Source organism: Comamonas sp. B-9 (assembly GCF_000410635.1).
GTDB lineage: Bacteria > Pseudomonadota > Gammaproteobacteria > Burkholderiales > Burkholderiaceae_C > Comamonas.
Window position 1 is genome coordinate 6,713 of the sequence record NZ_KE148559.1, and the last position, 15,111, is coordinate 21,823.

A 15,111-nucleotide genomic window follows, 5' to 3' on the forward strand; every position below is an offset into this window, starting at 1 on the left:
GCTGCAAGCATGGTCATGGGCGGTTAGGGTAGCGGCAATGGTGCAGTGCAGTATAGGCCTTCCAAGCCTAGGCTAAGCAGAATCTTGTACCAGTCTAAAAAACATAACACACTGGCGCCCTGTTTATTTTCAGGCGCAGACTCCCATGCGAAGAATCACTGCTGACAACGCCACATTCGGCGTTTTTCTGGCCTTTTTGCTGATCCCCCTGTCCGGCATCGGCACCGATATCTACCTGCCCTCGATGCCCGCCATGGCCCAGAGCCTGGGCGGCACCGCCTCCCAGATCCAGCTGACCTTGACCTTGTTCATCGCCGGCTATGGCCTGGGCCAGCTGGTGGTGGGCGTGCTGCTGGACCGCTTTGGCCGCTGGCGGCCCACGATGGTGGCGCTGGCCCTGTTTGCGCTGTCGAGCGCGGCCATTGCCGTCAGCGACGACATCGTGGTCATCTGCGCGCTGCGCCTGCTGCAAGGCCTGCTGGGCGCCGTCGCCGTGGTCGGCAAGCGCACCTTTTTTGTCGATGTGTTCCGGGGCCCGGCGCTGCAGCGCTACCTGACCTGGATGACCGTGGTCTGGTCGCTGGGGCCCATCTGCGCGCCTTTTATTGGCGGCTTTGTGCAGACCCACTGGGGCTGGCGCGCCAACTTTGTGGTGCTGGCCGTGTTCTCGGTGGTTGCGCTGGTGCTGGAGCTGCTGGGCGGCGGCGAGACCCTCGCCCAGCCCCAGCCTATCCGTCCCCGTGAAGTGGCCAGCCGGGCCTGGGAGATCATGCGCAACCGCGCCTTTGCGCGCGGCGTGCTCTGCGTCAGCGCTGCGTATGCGATGGTGATGGGCTGGAGCATGGCCTCGCCCTTTATCGTCGAGACCGTCTACCACCGCCCGCCCACGACGACGGGGTCGTTGGCGCTGCTGATGGGCCTGGCCTGGATGGGCGGCGGCCTGATCGCCCGTGCGGCGATGGCGCGCTCGCTGGCGGCCAAGCACCAGGCTGCGCTGTTGGCGATGGCCGGTTTCATCGCACTGCTGGCGCTGACAACCTGGCTGCCCGCGTCCTGGCCATCGCTGGAAGTGATGGCGGCCGTCGCCTTTTGCATCCATGTGGCGGCGGGCCTGGTGTTCAATATCCACTTTGCCAATGTGCTGTCGATGTTCCCTAAACACGCTGCCTTGTCGGGCGGTATCGCCGGTGGTCTGGCCTTTTTGCTGACCTCGCTGCTCGCGTCCTTGGGCATCCACCTGGTGAACCCGCAGACCGGCTTGGGCCTGGCGGCGGTCTATGGCGGGCTGGCCTTGTTGCTGGTGGCCGCCTGGCTGACGATGCTGGCGCGTCCGGCACCGGCAGCGGTCTGCGCAACGCCATAATCGACCAGGCCCCCGCATCTCGCATCTGTCGAATCTGTTTAGCAAGGAGTGATCGCTATGGGACATTTTGTAGATCTGACCTCGGCCGACGGCCAGGTGTTTCCCGCCTATATCGCCGAGCCTGAAGGCAAAGCGCGGGGCGCCATCGTAGTGGTGCAGGAGATCTTTGGTGTCAACTCGCACATCCGCTCGGTGGCGGACCGCATTGCCCAAAGCGGCTATGTGGCGATTGCCCCCGCCACGTTTGCCCGCGTCAAGCCCGGTGTGGACCTGGGCTACAGCGAGGCCGACATGCAGGCCGGTGTGGCCCTGAAGGCCGCTGCCGAAGCGCCCGCCGTGGCCCCTGGCGTGCTGCTGGACCTGCAGGCCGCGATTGACGAGGGCGCACGCCGCAGCGGCGGCAAGGTCGGCATCACCGGCTTTTGCTGGGGCGGTCTGCTGGCCTGGCGCGCAGCCTGCGAGCTCCAGGGCCTGTCGGCTTCGGTGCCCTACTACGGCGGCGGCATGACCACCGGCGACGAGATCGCGCGCCAGCCGCATTGCCCGGTGATGGCCCATTTTGGCGACAAGGACCACTGGATCTCGCTGGCGTCGGTGGATGCCTTCCGCAGCGCCCACCCCGAGGCCGAGGTCTATGTCTACGCGGCCGACCACGGCTTCAACTGCGACCAGCGCGGCTCCTACGATGCAGCGGCATCGGCCGCCGCACGGGCCCGCAGCATGGCTTTCTTTGCCAAGCATGTAGGCTGAGCGGTCACTCCCGCCTAGCGCCGCACCAAGCCTTGCCGGCCCGCAGCCTGCAAGGCTTTGTTGCATTTTCAGGGGGTCTTCGTAACACCGTCGTCATAGGGGCTGCAGATGATGCGCGCATCGCTCACTTTCAACGACAAACACCATGCGCACCCCCTTTTTTCCGTGCCGCCGATCTGCGGATGGCACCGCTTCCCTTGGCCGCGCTGGCCGCTGCCGCCATGCTGACGGCCTGCGGCGGTGGCGGCTCCAGCAGCGCCAAATCGGCGACCGCCACCTTGGCGGTGCTGGAGACCACCGACCTGCACTTCAACATCCGCAGCTACGACTACTTCAAACTGGCCGATGACCCCTCGTATGGCTTTGAGCGCACGGCCACCCTGATCCGCCAGGCGCGCAGCGACTTTGCCAATACCTTGCTGGTGGACAACGGCGACACCATCCAGGGCACCGCCTTGGCCGACTACGAGGCGCAGGTGGCGCCGATTGCCTGCGACCAGCAGCTGTCGATGTACAAGGCCATGGCCGTGTTCAAGTTCGATGCCGGCACCTTGGGCAACCATGAGTTCAACTATGGCCTGCCCTTCCTCAACCAGGTGCTCGGTGGCGGCCTCCAGGTCGATGGCGTCGATGCCAGCAAGAAGTGCGCGGGCAATGGCTACCCGATGGCGCTGGCCAATGTGCTCAGCAGCCAGACCAAGGCCCCGCTGGTGTCGCCCTATGTGGTGCTGGAGCGCGAGATCAGCGGCACCGACAGCGACGGCAAGGCCGTCAAGCTGCCCATCAAGATAGGTGTGATCGGCTTTACCACGCCCGGCATCCTGGGCTGGGACAAGCGCCATCTGGAAGGCAAGGTGCAGGTGACCGGCGCCGTCGAGGCGGCGCAAAAGTATGTGCCCGAGCTGCGCAGCAAGGGTGCCGACGTGGTCGTGGCGCTGCTGCACGGCGGCCTGGACGCCTCGGAATACCGTGCCGACATGGAGAATCCGGGCCTCTACCTGAGCAAGGTGGCAGGCATCGACGCGATGGTGATGGGCCACCAGCACAGCGTGTTCCCCGACACGGCCGCGCAACCGGCCTTCAGCATGGCGGGGGTCGACAATAAGGCCGGCACCATCAACGGCGTGCCCGCGGTGATGGCCAGCAGCTGGGGCAAGGCGCTGGGCGTGGTGGCGCTGGCCCTGAAGTGGGACGGCAAGGCCTGGAGCGTGGACAAGACGCAGAGCAAGTCGGAGCTGCGCAGCACGACCACCGGCAAGGATGCGGCCGGCAAGACCAGCTATGTGGCCGTTGACAGCAGCATTGCACCGGTGGTGGAGAGCCAGCACCAGGCGGCGATCAGCTATGTGAAGACGCCGGTGGGCCAGACGGACTTTCGCATGGGCACGCAGTTTGCCGATGTGGGCGACCCCGGCGCGATCCAGCTGGTCAACCAGGCGCAGCAGGACTATGTACAGCGCTATGTGCAGGCCAACCTGCCGCAGTATGCGCAGCTGCCGGTGCTGTCGGTAAGCGCGCCTTTCAAGTCGGGCTTCCAGGGCGGTGCGGACTACACCGATGTGGCCGCCGGCCCGCTGGCGATCTACAACGCGGCCGATCTTTACCTGTACCCCAACACCGTCTATGCGGTGAAGGTGAACGGCGCGCAGATCAAGCGCTGGCTGGAGGCCGCTGCCCAGCGCTTCAACCGCATCGACCCGGCGGCCAGCGCAGACCAGTGGCTGATCAGCAGCTTCCCCGGCTACAACTTCGACATGTTCACCACCGCCGACATGCGCTACCAGATCGATGTGACCCAGCCCGTCGGCAGCCGCATCGTGGAGCTGCAGTACAAGGGCGCGCCGATCGACCCGGCGCAGGACTTTGTGATCGCCACCAACAACTACCGCGCCACCAGCGGCAAGAGCTTTCTGCCGGAGCTCGATGGCCGCGCCACCATCTATGCCTCGCCCGATGCCAACCGCGATGTGGTGATCTCCTACATCAAGGAGCACCCGCAGATCAGCCGTGCGGCCAACGGCGCTGCCCACAGCTGGCGCTTTGCCAAGACCCCGACTGCCGGCAAGGTGCTGTTCACGTCGGCGGCCAATGCGCTGTCGGTGGCGCAGGCAGCGGGCCTGGCCCATGTCTCGCTGGACAAGGCCGATGACGGCACGGGCACACAGCGCGCGGTCTACCGCGTCGATCTGGGCCAGTAAGCCGTCCAGCAGCGGCGCGCCATGCGCCGCTGCTGGGGGCTGTACAGCGCTATCGGCCCGTGCGGGTCAGGTAGCGTTTGTACGAGAAAAAGCCGATCAGCGCCACCGTGATGAAGGCCATCACGCCCATCGCCCACCAGAAGCCGTCTTCCTTGTGGATGAGCGGGATGAACTCGAAGTTCATACCAAAGATCGCGGCAATCAGGTTGAGCGGCAGGAAGATGGCGGTGATGGTGGTGAGCGTGCGCATGATGTCGTTGGCACGGTTGCTCTGGACCGAAAAATGCATCTGCACGGCGGTCTCGGTGCTTTGCTCCAGCCGGCGCACATGGTGCACCACGCGCTCGATGTGTTCGAGCACATCGCGGCTGCGCACCTTGAGCGCTTCGAGCTCGCGCTGGGCGCTGGGCGCCTCGGGCTGGGGCCAGGTCTCCAGCGCATCGACCCAGTCCTGCACGGCGGCGCGCTGGTCCTCGCAGATCTCGTCGAGCTGGTGCAGCGACAGGCGCGCTTCGAGCAGCGCCTGCCAGTTGGCAATGCGCTTGCGCGGCGACAGCAGCGCGCTTTGCCACTGGTCCAGGTGGCGCGAGAGTTCGCGGCGCAGGTCCAGGTAGTTGTCCACAATGATGTTGACCACGCGCATCATCAGGTCGGCCGGGGACATGGGCAGGCGGATGGGCTGCAGGCCGCCCGGTGTGGGGCTGCTGCCGGGGTTGCGAAAGGCCTTGTCCTCGCGCGCCAGGCGCTCTTGCGTGGCATGCGATATCTGGCCCAGGTCGGGCGCATTGGCATCCTGCGGGGCGGGCGCGCCGGCCTTGGCAAACTGCAGCAGGCGCCGGGCATAGGCGTCGCGCACGGTGCAGTCCTCGGGGTGCACCGACAGCAGCACCCGCTCCCAGGCGGCAAAGCCGACCGGGATGGTGCTGATGTGGGGCGCCTCATTGATGGGCTTGGCAGCGGCGGTGCGCCGGGCGGCGGCCAAGGCGGCGGTGCCCGCCTGCGAGGGGGTGCTGGCCAGGCGCCGTATCACCAGCAGGTCGTACTGCGAGGTGTAGTCGTAGTGGGAGGGGAGCTGGGCATTGAGCAGGTCGGAGACATGCAGATCGACCAGCGGCGCGCCGCTGAGCTTTTGCAGCGCCAGCTGCAGGCTGCCCAGCTGCTCGCTGAAGTAACCGCGCGTGCAGGCCAGCCACAAAAAGCCCTTGGCGGGCAGTTCATAGGGCACGGCGGCCAGCTCGCTGGCCTCGTTGCCGATGATGTGAAAGATGCGGATGCTGCTGGGTGTACTCACCGGAATTCCTCGATCGGTTCAGGCGCAGCATGGCAAAAAAAACGGGCCTGTGCAAGCCCGTCCTGGTATTTTTGCTATCAGTTTTTCTCTTTGAGCCAGCGCGCGGCGTCCAGCGAGAAATAGGTCAGGATGCCGTCGGCGCCGGCCCGCTTGAAGGCCAGCAGCGACTCCATCATCACCTGGTCATGGTCGAGCCAGCCGTTTTGCGCGGCGGCCTTGAGCATCGCGTACTCGCCGCTGACCTGGTAGGCAAAGGTGGGCACCTTGAACTCGTCCTTGACGCGGCGCACCACATCCAGGTAGGGCATGCCGGGCTTGACCATCACCATGTCGGCGCCCTCGGCCAGGTCCTGGGCCACTTCGCGCAGCGCCTCGTCGGTGTTGGCCGGGTCCATCTGGTAGACATTCTTGTCGGCCTTGCCCAGCGCGCCGCGTGTGCCCACCGCATCGCGGAAGGGGCCGTAGAAGGCGCTGGCGTACTTGGCGCTGTAGGCCATGATGCGGGTGTAGATGTGGCCCTGGGATTCGAAAGCCTCGCGGATCGCGCCGATGCGGCCGTCCATCATGTCGCTGGGGGCGACGATGTCGACACCGGCCTCGGCATGGTTGAGCGCCTGGCCCACGAGGATCTCGACGGTCTCGTCATTGAGGATATAGCCGGTCTCGTCGAGCAGGCCGTCCTGGCCGTGGCTGGTGTAGGGGTCGAGCGCCACATCGGTCATCACGCCCAGCTGGGGGAATTCCTTTTTCAGCGCGCGCACCACGCGCGGGATCAGGCCTTCGGGGTTGAGCGCTTCCTTGCCGTCGGGGGTCTTGAGCGCCGTGTCGATCTGGGGGAAGAGGGCCATCACCGGAATGCCCAGCGCCACACACTGCTCGGCCACCGGCAGCAACAGGTCCAGGCTCAGGCGGTCGACGCCGGGCATGGACAGCACGGGCTCGCGCTTGCCTTGTCCTTCATGCACAAAGACCGGGTAGATGAAGTCGTGCGGGGTGAGCACGTTCTCGCGGACCAGGTTGCGGGTGAAGGCGTCGCGGCGCAGACGGCGCGGACGGTTGTGGGGAAAGGGGGTGGGGCTGGACAGATGCATGCAGCAATTGTGCGCCAGATCAACGGCAGGCTGCACAGCGCGGGCCCGAGAGACTGCGCTGGGCATGGAGGAATGGACGCTGGGCTTGTGCCTGGCTTGCGCCAGATCAAGGCCGGGCTTGCGCGCAGCATCGGACCGCTTTTAAGCCGGGGTCCGGCGCTGGGCCATCGTGCCAGCCACTACACTGTGCGCATGCTCATGCTGTGGATCAAAGCCTTTCATATCGTGTTTGTGGCCAGCTGGTTTGCGGGCCTGTTCTACCTGCCCCGGATCTTCGTGAACCTGGCCATGGTGCCGGCCGACTCGCAGGCCGAGCGCGAGCGCCTGCTGCTGATGGCGCGCAAGCTCCTGCGCTTCATGACGATGATTGCGGTGCTGGCGCTGGGCCTGGGCCTGTGGCTGTGGCTGGGTTGGTGGCGCGGTGCTGGCGGCTGGCTGCATGCCAAGCTGTTCTTTGTGCTGCTGGTCATTGGCTACCACCATGCCTGCGCCGTGCTGCTGCGCAAGATCGCCAATGGCACGGACCGGCATTCGCATGTCTGGTACCGCTGGTTCAACGAGGTACCGGTGGTTGCCATGGTCATCATCGTGGTGCTGGTCGTCGTCAAACCCTTTTAATTCGCGCACACTTGGGTAGCCCATCACGGACAACGATCTGCGCACCAGGGCCTACGCACCATGCCTGACAGCCGCTCCGCACCCCTCAGCCTGCAAGAGCCTGCCCCGGCCGGCGAGCACCGCACCATCGCCTGGCCGCTGGTGCCGGTGTATGTGGCGCTGATCGTCTTTGCCAGCCTTTTTCCCTTTGCCGGCTGGCGCACCCAGGGCATCTCGCCGGCGGAGTTCTTGCTCGCCCGCATCCCGCCGCCGTACTGGACCTGGTTCGATGTCTGGATCAATGTGGCCGGCTATGCGCCGCTGGGCTTGCTGCTGAGCCTGGGCTGGTGGCGCCATGGCTGGGTCAGGACGGGCTGGTTCTGGGCCTTGTGCGTGGGCAGCCTGCTGTCGCTCGCGATGGAGTTTCTGCAGATTTTTCTGCCGCTACGGGTGTCCAGCAACATGGACTGGCTGCTCAATAGCATCGGCACCTTGCTGGGCGCGCTGGCCGTGCCCTTGCTGGCTTGGCTGGGTATCTTGCGGCGCTGGCGCGATGTGCGGGCACGCTGGTTCGATGCCGATGCGCGTGGCGCCATCGTGCTGCTGATGCTGTGGCCGCTGGCCTTGCTGTTCCCGGCCGCGCAGCCCTTTGGCCTGGGCCAGGTCTTTGACCGGCTGGAGATGTGGCTGGTCGATATGCTGGAGAACTCGGCCTTCGAGCACTGGATGCCCAACTTCATGCAGGCCACCGAGCCGCTGTCGCCCATCGGCCAGCTGATGGCCGTGCTGCTGGGCCTGCTGATTCCCTGCTGGCTGGCCTTCAGCGTGATGGGCAGCGTGACGCGGCGCATGGCCATGGTGGCGCTGGTGGTGCTGAGCGGCATTGCCGTCTCGGCGCTGTCGTCTTCGCTGAGCTACGGGCCGGCCTATGCCTGGGACTGGCTGGACCAGACCACGCGCCTGGGCATCGCACTGGCCGTGTCGCTGGCGCTGCTGCAGGTGGGCCTGCCACGCCGCTACTGTGTGCTGCTGCTGCTGATGGGGCTGATGATCGATGTCAACCTGCTCAACCAGTCGCCGCCCAATCCTTACTACGCCGATGCCTTGCAGTCCTGGGAGCAGGGGCGCTTCATTCGCTTTTTTGGCCTGGGCCAGTGGCTCAGCTGGCTGTGGCCGTTTGCGGTGATTGCCTATGTGCTGCTGCGCCTGGGCCGGCTGCCTGCCGTGGTGGCGGCGCGCCGGCGCCAACGGCTGCACCAGCACGCGGCCTCCGGCACTCCGCCCGAGCAAGGCTAAACGCAGTAGCCCGTGGCAGTATTGCGGCCTCTGGGCGCCAGGCGGGCGCCAAGCTGCCACAATGGGGGATCGCATTCGAAGAGAGCTTGGCATGAGCGAGCAAAAACCTGGCAACGACGGCCAGTACTACCAGCACCACGTGTTCTTCTGCCTCAATGACCGCGTCAATGGCGAAGACAGCTGTGCCCACCATGGCGCCAAGGACATGTTTGACCACTGCAAGGCCCGCGTCAAAGCCGAGGGCTTGAGCGGACCGGGCAAGGTGCGCGTCAACAAGGCTGGCTGCCTGGACCGCTGCGCAGGCGGCCCCATCATGGCGGTCTACCCCGAAGGCGTCTGGTACACCTATATCGACAATGACGATATCGATGAGATCGTCGAGTCGCACCTGAAGAACGGCAAGGTGGTCGAGCGCTTGCTGACCCCGCCCGACGTGGGCCGCTGAGCGCGCGCCTGCTTCCTCCCCCGACTTTTTCCGCATAGACACAGGGCGCCACTGCCGCTGCAGGCGGTGGGTGGCCCGCCATGGAGTAGACCGCAGCATGAACGCGCAAACCGAACGTTTCACCATCCACGGGCCGGCCGGCATTCTGGAAGTGGCCCGCGATCTGGCCGCCAGCCCCGATGGCGCGCAGCGCGGCACGGCCATCATTGCCCACCCCCATCCGCTGTTTGCCGGCACCATGGACAACAAGGTGGTGCAGACCCTGGCGCGGGCCTTTGTGGCCAGCGGCTGGACGGCGCTGCGCTTTAACTTTCGCGGTGTCGGCCAGTCGGCGGGCAGCTATGACGAGGGCCGGGGCGAGCGCGAGGATTTTCTGGCCGTTGTCGAGCAGCTCGCGCCCCAGGGCAATCTGGCGCTGGCGGGCTTTTCTTTTGGCTCCTTTGTGATGAGCCATGCCTTGGCGGAACTTTGGCCCCAACGCCAGATCGACAAGGCGGTGTTCGTGGGCACGGCGGCATCGCGCTTTACCGTAGCGACCTTGCCACCCGAAGCCCATGAGCGCACCCTGGTGGTACATGGCGAAGCCGATGACACGGTGCCGCTCGCTGCGGTGATGGACTGGGCACGGCCTCAGATACTACCGGTTACGGTTGTGCCCGGAGGCGGGCATTTTTTCCACGGACAATTACCGCTTCTCAAAGGCCTGGTCACGCGGCACCTGCTGGCCCCCGCCTTGTGACGGTGGTGTAGTATTGCTATTGTTTTTGATATCCTGCGGCCAGTCTTCATGCGCTGCAGGCACTTGTTTCTAAGAGTTGAACGACATGAAATCGAGCTTGATGCCCACCCTGCGTAACTGGGCTGCAGCAGCGCTGCTGGCGCCCACCCTGGCCTTTGCCCAATTGGCAGCGCCCCAGCCGCCCGAGATCGCGGCGCGCAACTACCTGCTGTTTGACGTGACCACCGGCCAGATCCTGGCGGCCAAGGATGTGGATGCGCCGGTCGAGCAGGCATCGCTGACCAAGCTGATGACCGGCTATGTGGTGTTCGATGCGCTGCGCAACAAGAAGATCAGCCTGGAGCAGACCATGCCGGTGAGCGAGCGCGCCTGGAAGATGCCCGGCTCGCGCATGTTCATCGACCCCAAGATGCAGGTGAAGGTGGATGACCTGCTGCACGGCATGATCGTGCAATCGGGCAACGACGCGACGATGGCACTGGCTGAAGCCGTGGGCGGCACCGCCGAGAACTTTGTGCGCCTGATGAACGAGCAGGCCAAGGCGCTGGGCATGACCAACACGGCCTACAAGAACCCCGAAGGCCTGACCGAGCCCGGCCACACGACGACGGCCAAGGACCTGAGCATTCTGGCCAACCGCCTGATCAAGGATTTCCCGGAGTACATGCACTACTACGCGACCAAGCAGTGGTTCTACCCCGGCACGCCCAAGTCCAACGGCACCAATCGTAATACTTTGTTGTTCCGCGACCCCACGGTGGACGGCCTCAAGACCGGCCACACCAATGCCGCCGGCTACTGCCTGGTCTCCACGGCCAAGCGCCAGGTGCCCAATGCGGGCGAGCGCCGCCTGATCTCCATCCTGCTGGGTGCTGCCAGCGACAAGGACCGCGCCAACGAAAGCCAGAAGCTGTTGAACTGGGGCTATACCGCGTTCGACACCGTCAAGCTGTTTGACGGCGGCCAGGCCGTGGCGACGCCCAAGGCCTGGAAGGGCGCGCAAGACACCGTCAAGATCGGCAGCGTGGCGCCCATCGTCGTGAATGTGCCAGCGGGCACCGGCGGCAAGCTCGAAACCCAGGTGGTGAGCCAGGAGCCGCTGATTGCGCCTTTCACCAAGGGCCAGAAGCTGGGCACCTTGAAGGTGATGGCAGGCGGCCAGCAAGTGGCCGAGGTGCCGCTGGTGGCGCTCGATGATGTCGCAGAAGCGGGCATCTTTGGCCGCGCCTGGGATGCGATCCGTCTGTGGATCAAGTAAAGCGGTGCTGATGCGGGCCCTATAAGAACCTGTTCAAAGTCTCCTCGCGCCGCGACAGCGTCTTTGCGGGATGGGATGCTAGGCGCAATACCGCAGCAATAGCCCAGCTATTGCGAGGATTTGCAACGACGCAGACCGCCCGCAAAGCCACTGTCCCTACGGGTTGGAGTGAAATCGGGCGATTTCTGCGCGCTGGCCCTTGCTTGCACCCCGGTGCAAGCTGCGTTCCATCCCTTCGAACTCATCCCGATTGCACTCCAACGCGGCTGCGTAGAGACTTTGAACAGGTTCTAAGGCCCGGCAGACGCCCAGTTCACCCCTCTGCAAAGCGTGCCCCTGGCACGCTTTGTGGTTTCTGTGCTCGCAAAAATGAGAGCGCCTGGCGCAGGGCTGCTGGGCGTTGTGCCGGGAAAGTGCCTGGATGGCGGCCACCGGGCGGCGGGCTTGGGTCCAAACCATTTGCTCAATTTGGAGTCAGGTGGTACATTAGAGGGCTTTTCGGAATTTCCGAAGGGGCTGCCGTCTTTGCCTTTGGGGCAAGGGGCTGGCAGCAAATCACGGTAAGTTCACGGTAATTTCACGTTTAGGGACGTTTATTAATGCCAACCATTAACCAACTCGTGCGTCAGGGCCGCACGGTAGAAGTTGTTAAATCCAAGAGCCCTGCTATGGAAAACTGCCCCCAGCGCCGCGGCGTGTGCACCCGTGTGTACACCACGACGCCTAAGAAGCCTAACTCGGCTTTGCGTAAGGTGGCCAAGGTTCGTCTGACCAACGGTTTCGAAGTCATTTCGTACATCGGCGGTGAAGGCCACAACCTGCAAGAGCACAGCGTTGTGCTGGTGCGCGGTGGCCGTGTGAAGGACTTGCCAGGTGTGCGTTACCACATCGTGCGCGGTTCGCTTGACCTGCAAGGCGTCAAGGACCGTAAGCAGTCCCGTTCGAAGTACGGTGCCAAGAAGCCTAAGGCCAAGTAAGCCCTGGTTTTTTGAACGAATACAAAGGTGCTGTGTCCCGCGTGGCGCGAGATTCAGCGTAGTGACCCCAAGCGCAAGTGTTTTGTGTGGGTCGAGTAAGTGGGAGTCCTTGATTGGCTCTCGCGGTGTCTGAAAAGATGCCAACTGAAGCAAAGATAGAGGTAAAGAAATGCCACGTCGTCGCGAAGTCCCCAAACGTGAAATTCTGCCGGATCCAAAGTTCGGCAATGTAGAGCTGTCCAAATTCATGAACGTGATCATGGAAGGCGGCAAGAAGGCAGTTGCTGAGCGCATCATTTACGGCGCTCTGGAACTGATCGAGAAGAAGCACCCTGATAAAGACCCGCTGGAAGCTTTCGTTGTTGCCATCAACAACGTCAAGCCCATGGTCGAAGTGAAGTCCCGCCGTGTTGGCGGTGCCAACTACCAGGTGCCAGTGGAAGTGCGTCCTGTCCGTCGTCTGGCTCTGTCCATGCGCTGGATCAAGGAAGCTGCTCGCAAGCGCGGTGAAAAGTCCATGGCCCAACGCCTGGCCAACGAACTGCTGGAAGCTACGGAAGGCCGTGGCGGCGCGATGAAGCGTCGTGACGAAGTGCACCGTATGGCCGAAGCCAACAAGGCATTCAGCCACTTCCGCTTCTAAGCTGCGCGAGATCTGTCTCGATATTGCAAAGGCCGCATGCAACAATTTTTGCCTGCGGCCTTGCTCGGATTGAGACTGCCCTCACATCGTAGGCTGATGCCTGCGCAATCCGCCAGTCCGCATCGCCTCCACACTTACTGATCAACAAAGGATCAACCATGGCTCGCAAGACCCCCATCGAGCGCTACCGCAATATCGGTATTTCTGCGCACATCGACGCAGGTAAAACCACCACGACCGAACGTATCCTGTTTTACACCGGCGTGACCCACAAGTTGGGCGAAGTGCACGACGGCGCTGCTACCACCGACTGGATGGAGCAAGAGCAAGAGCGTGGCATTACCATCACTTCCGCTGCAGTGACCTGCTTCTGGAAGGGTATGGACATGTCCTACCCAGAACACCGCTTCAACATCATCGACACCCCCGGCCACGTGGACTTCACGATTGAAGTGGAACGTTCTATGCGCGTGCTCGACGGTGCTTGCATGGTGTACTGCGCTGTGGGTGGCGTGCAGCCCCAGTCCGAAACCGTGTGGCGTCAAGCCAACAAGTACAAGGTGCCACGTCTGGCCTTTGTGAACAAGATGGACCGTACCGGTGCCAACTTCTACAAGGTCTACGACCAGATGAAGCTGCGCCTGAAGGCCAACCCCGTGCCCGTGGTGATCCCAATCGGCGCTGAAGACAACTTCACCGGCGTGGTCGATCTGGTCAAGATGAAGGCCATCATCTGGGACGAAGCGTCCCAGGGCATGAAGTTCGAATACGCTGACATTCCTGCCGACCTGGTCGAGACCGCCAACAAGTGGCGTGAAAACCTGGTGGAATCGGCTGCCGAAGCGTCGGAAGACCTGATGAACAAGTACCTGGAAGAAGGTACCTTGTCCGAAGAAGACGTGAAGGCCGGTATCCGCGCCCGCACGCTGTCGACCGAAATCCAGCCTATGCTGTGCGGCACCGCGTTCAAGAACAAGGGTGTGCAGCGCATGCTGGACGCCGTGATCGACTACCTGCCTTCGCCAGTGGACATCCCTGACGTGGCTGGTACCGACCCAGAAGACGAAGAAAAGAAGCTGACCCGCAAGGCGGACGACGGCGAGAAGTTCTCCGCTCTGGCGTTTAAGCTGATGACCGACCCGTTCGTGGGCCAGTTGACCTTCGTGCGTGTGTACTCCGGCGTTCTGTCCAAGGGCGACACCGTGTACAACTCGGTCAAGGGCAAGAAAGAGCGTATCGGCCGTATCGTGCAGATGATGGCGAACGACCGTATCGAGGTGGACGAAATCCGCGCCGGTGACATCGCTGCTTGCGTGGGCCTGAAGGACGTGACCACCGGTGAAACCCTGTGTGACGTGGCTTCGCCTATCGTGCTGGAACGCATGGTGTTCCCAGAGCCCGTGATTGCACAGGCTGTGGAACCCAAGTCGAAGGCCGACCAGGAAAAGATGGGTATCGCTCTGTCGCGTCTGGCTGCAGAAGATCCATCGTTCCGCGTGCGCTCCGACGAAGAATCGGGTCAGACCATCATCGCCGGTATGGGCGAGCTGCACCTGGAAATTATCGTTGACCGCATGAAGCGTGAATTCAACGTGGAAGCCAACGTGGGCAAGCCCCAAGTGGCCTACCGCGAAACGATTCGCCAAAAGGTTGTGGACGTGGACGGCAAGTTCGTTCGCCAGTCCGGCGGTAAGGGCCAGTACGGTCACGTGGTGTTCACGGTTGAGCCGCAAGAGCCAGGCAAGGGCTTCGAGTTCGTCGACGCCATCAAGGGCGGTGTGGTTCCTCGCGAATACATCCCTGCGGTGGAAAAGGGCGTGATCGAAGCGCTGACCTCCGGCGTGCTGGCTGGCTACCCTGTGGTGGACGTCAAAGTGACGCTGACCTTCGGTTCGTACCACGATGTGGACTCGAACGAAATGGCGTTCAAGATGGCCGCTATCTTCGGTTTCAAGGAAGCTGCTCGCAAGGCCAGCCCCGTGATCCTCGAGCCTATGATGGCCGTGGAAGTGGAAACGCCTGAAGACTACGCCGGTACCGTGATGGGTGACTTGTCTTCCCGCCGCGGTATGGTGCAGGGCATGGACGACATGGTTGGTGGCGGCAAGGCCATCAAGGCAGAAGTGCCACTGTCCGAAATGTTCGGCTACGCCACGTCGCTGCGTTCGCAAACGCAAGGCCGTGCTACGTACACGATGGAGTTCAAGCACTACGCTGAAGCCCCACGCAACGTGGCCGAGGCTATTGTCGCTTCCCGCGCAAAGGCCTAAAATATGCGCCCGCACCTGGCTTGCCAGGTGCGGATCGCTTTTTGTCTACGACCGGGTGCCGCTTTGTTTCCTGTGCGAAGCGACCCAGCAATTCGGTGTAGACGTTAAACCCAACACAGGTTTTGCTCTTTATTTGGAGAATTCTCATGGCAAAAGGTAAATTCGAACGGACCAAGCCGCACGTGAACGTGGG

The 15,111-nt window shown here is 63.3% G+C and carries 13 protein-coding genes; 11 read left to right on the top strand and 2 right to left on the bottom strand.

The genetic code is table 11. The annotated features are described in order from the left end of the window. Positions 1-145: 145 nt before the first annotated feature. From H928_RS27225 to H928_RS0110835, 3 genes are all read left to right on the top strand, one after another. A complete protein-coding gene (locus H928_RS27225; RefSeq protein ID WP_021026524.1) occupies positions 146-1,363 on the top strand; it encodes an MFS transporter in 1,218 nt (405 codons plus the stop codon). 57 nt (positions 1,364-1,420) lie between these two features. Then, positions 1,421-2,113: a dienelactone hydrolase family protein gene (locus H928_RS0110830; RefSeq protein WP_021026525.1), complete on the top strand. Its 693-nt coding sequence runs from the start codon at positions 1,421-1,423 to the stop codon at positions 2,111-2,113. 182 nt (positions 2,114-2,295) lie between these two features. Beyond that, positions 2,296-4,311 carry a bifunctional 2',3'-cyclic-nucleotide 2'-phosphodiesterase/3'-nucleotidase gene (locus H928_RS0110835; protein ID WP_021026526.1) on the top strand — a complete coding sequence of 672 codons (2,016 nt, stop codon included), beginning with the start codon at positions 2,296-2,298 and terminating at the stop codon, positions 4,309-4,311. A 49-nt stretch (positions 4,312-4,360) separates the two neighbouring features. Here H928_RS0110835 and H928_RS0110840 read toward each other — a convergent pair whose 3' ends face one another. Together H928_RS0110840 and hemB are read right to left on the bottom strand one after the other, a co-directional pair. Continuing rightward, positions 4,361-5,608, bottom strand: coding sequence for a magnesium transporter CorA family protein (locus H928_RS0110840; protein ID WP_027010810.1), 1,248 nt, complete (start codon positions 5,606-5,608; stop codon positions 4,361-4,363). A 71-nt stretch (positions 5,609-5,679) separates the two neighbouring features. Next, positions 5,680-6,693 (bottom strand): porphobilinogen synthase, encoded by a 1,014-nt coding sequence (gene hemB / locus H928_RS0110845; RefSeq protein ID WP_021026528.1) that lies wholly within the window; start codon positions 6,691-6,693, stop codon positions 5,680-5,682. Between the two features lie 198 nt (positions 6,694-6,891). Here hemB and H928_RS0110850 point away from each other — a divergent pair, with 198 nt between their 5' ends. From H928_RS0110850 to fusA, 8 genes are all read left to right on the top strand, one after another. Beyond that, the gene (locus H928_RS0110850; RefSeq protein ID WP_027010811.1) at positions 6,892-7,311 is read left to right on the top strand and encodes a CopD family protein; all 420 of its coding nucleotides are present in this window, start codon (positions 6,892-6,894) and stop codon (positions 7,309-7,311) included. Positions 7,312-7,371: 60 nt separating this feature from the next. Continuing rightward, positions 7,372-8,586 carry a VanZ family protein gene (locus H928_RS27230; protein WP_021026530.1) on the top strand — a complete coding sequence of 405 codons (1,215 nt, stop codon included), beginning with the start codon at positions 7,372-7,374 and terminating at the stop codon, positions 8,584-8,586. Between the two features lie 91 nt (positions 8,587-8,677). Continuing rightward, positions 8,678-9,031 (top strand): ferredoxin, encoded by a 354-nt coding sequence (locus H928_RS0110860; RefSeq protein ID WP_021026531.1) that lies wholly within the window; start codon positions 8,678-8,680, stop codon positions 9,029-9,031. 97 nt (positions 9,032-9,128) lie between these two features. Further along, positions 9,129-9,770: an alpha/beta hydrolase gene (locus H928_RS0110865; protein WP_021026532.1), complete on the top strand. Its 642-nt coding sequence runs from the start codon at positions 9,129-9,131 to the stop codon at positions 9,768-9,770. An 85-nt stretch (positions 9,771-9,855) separates the two neighbouring features. Then, the gene (locus H928_RS0110870) at positions 9,856-11,028 is read left to right on the top strand and encodes a D-alanyl-D-alanine carboxypeptidase family protein (protein WP_021026533.1); all 1,173 of its coding nucleotides are present in this window, start codon (positions 9,856-9,858) and stop codon (positions 11,026-11,028) included. A gap of 599 nt (positions 11,029-11,627) precedes the next feature. After that, positions 11,628-12,005: a 30S ribosomal protein S12 gene (rpsL, locus tag H928_RS0110875; protein ID WP_012202325.1), complete on the top strand. Its 378-nt coding sequence runs from the start codon at positions 11,628-11,630 to the stop codon at positions 12,003-12,005. A gap of 169 nt (positions 12,006-12,174) precedes the next feature. Continuing rightward, positions 12,175-12,648, top strand: a complete 474-nt coding sequence (gene rpsG / locus H928_RS0110880; protein WP_021026534.1) for a 30S ribosomal protein S7 — start codon at positions 12,175-12,177, stop codon at positions 12,646-12,648. A gap of 158 nt (positions 12,649-12,806) precedes the next feature. Beyond that, on the top strand, positions 12,807-14,918 hold the full coding sequence (gene fusA, locus H928_RS0110885; protein ID WP_021026535.1) for an elongation factor G: 2,112 nt from the start codon (positions 12,807-12,809) through the stop codon (positions 14,916-14,918). Positions 14,919-15,111 lie beyond the last annotated feature (193 nt).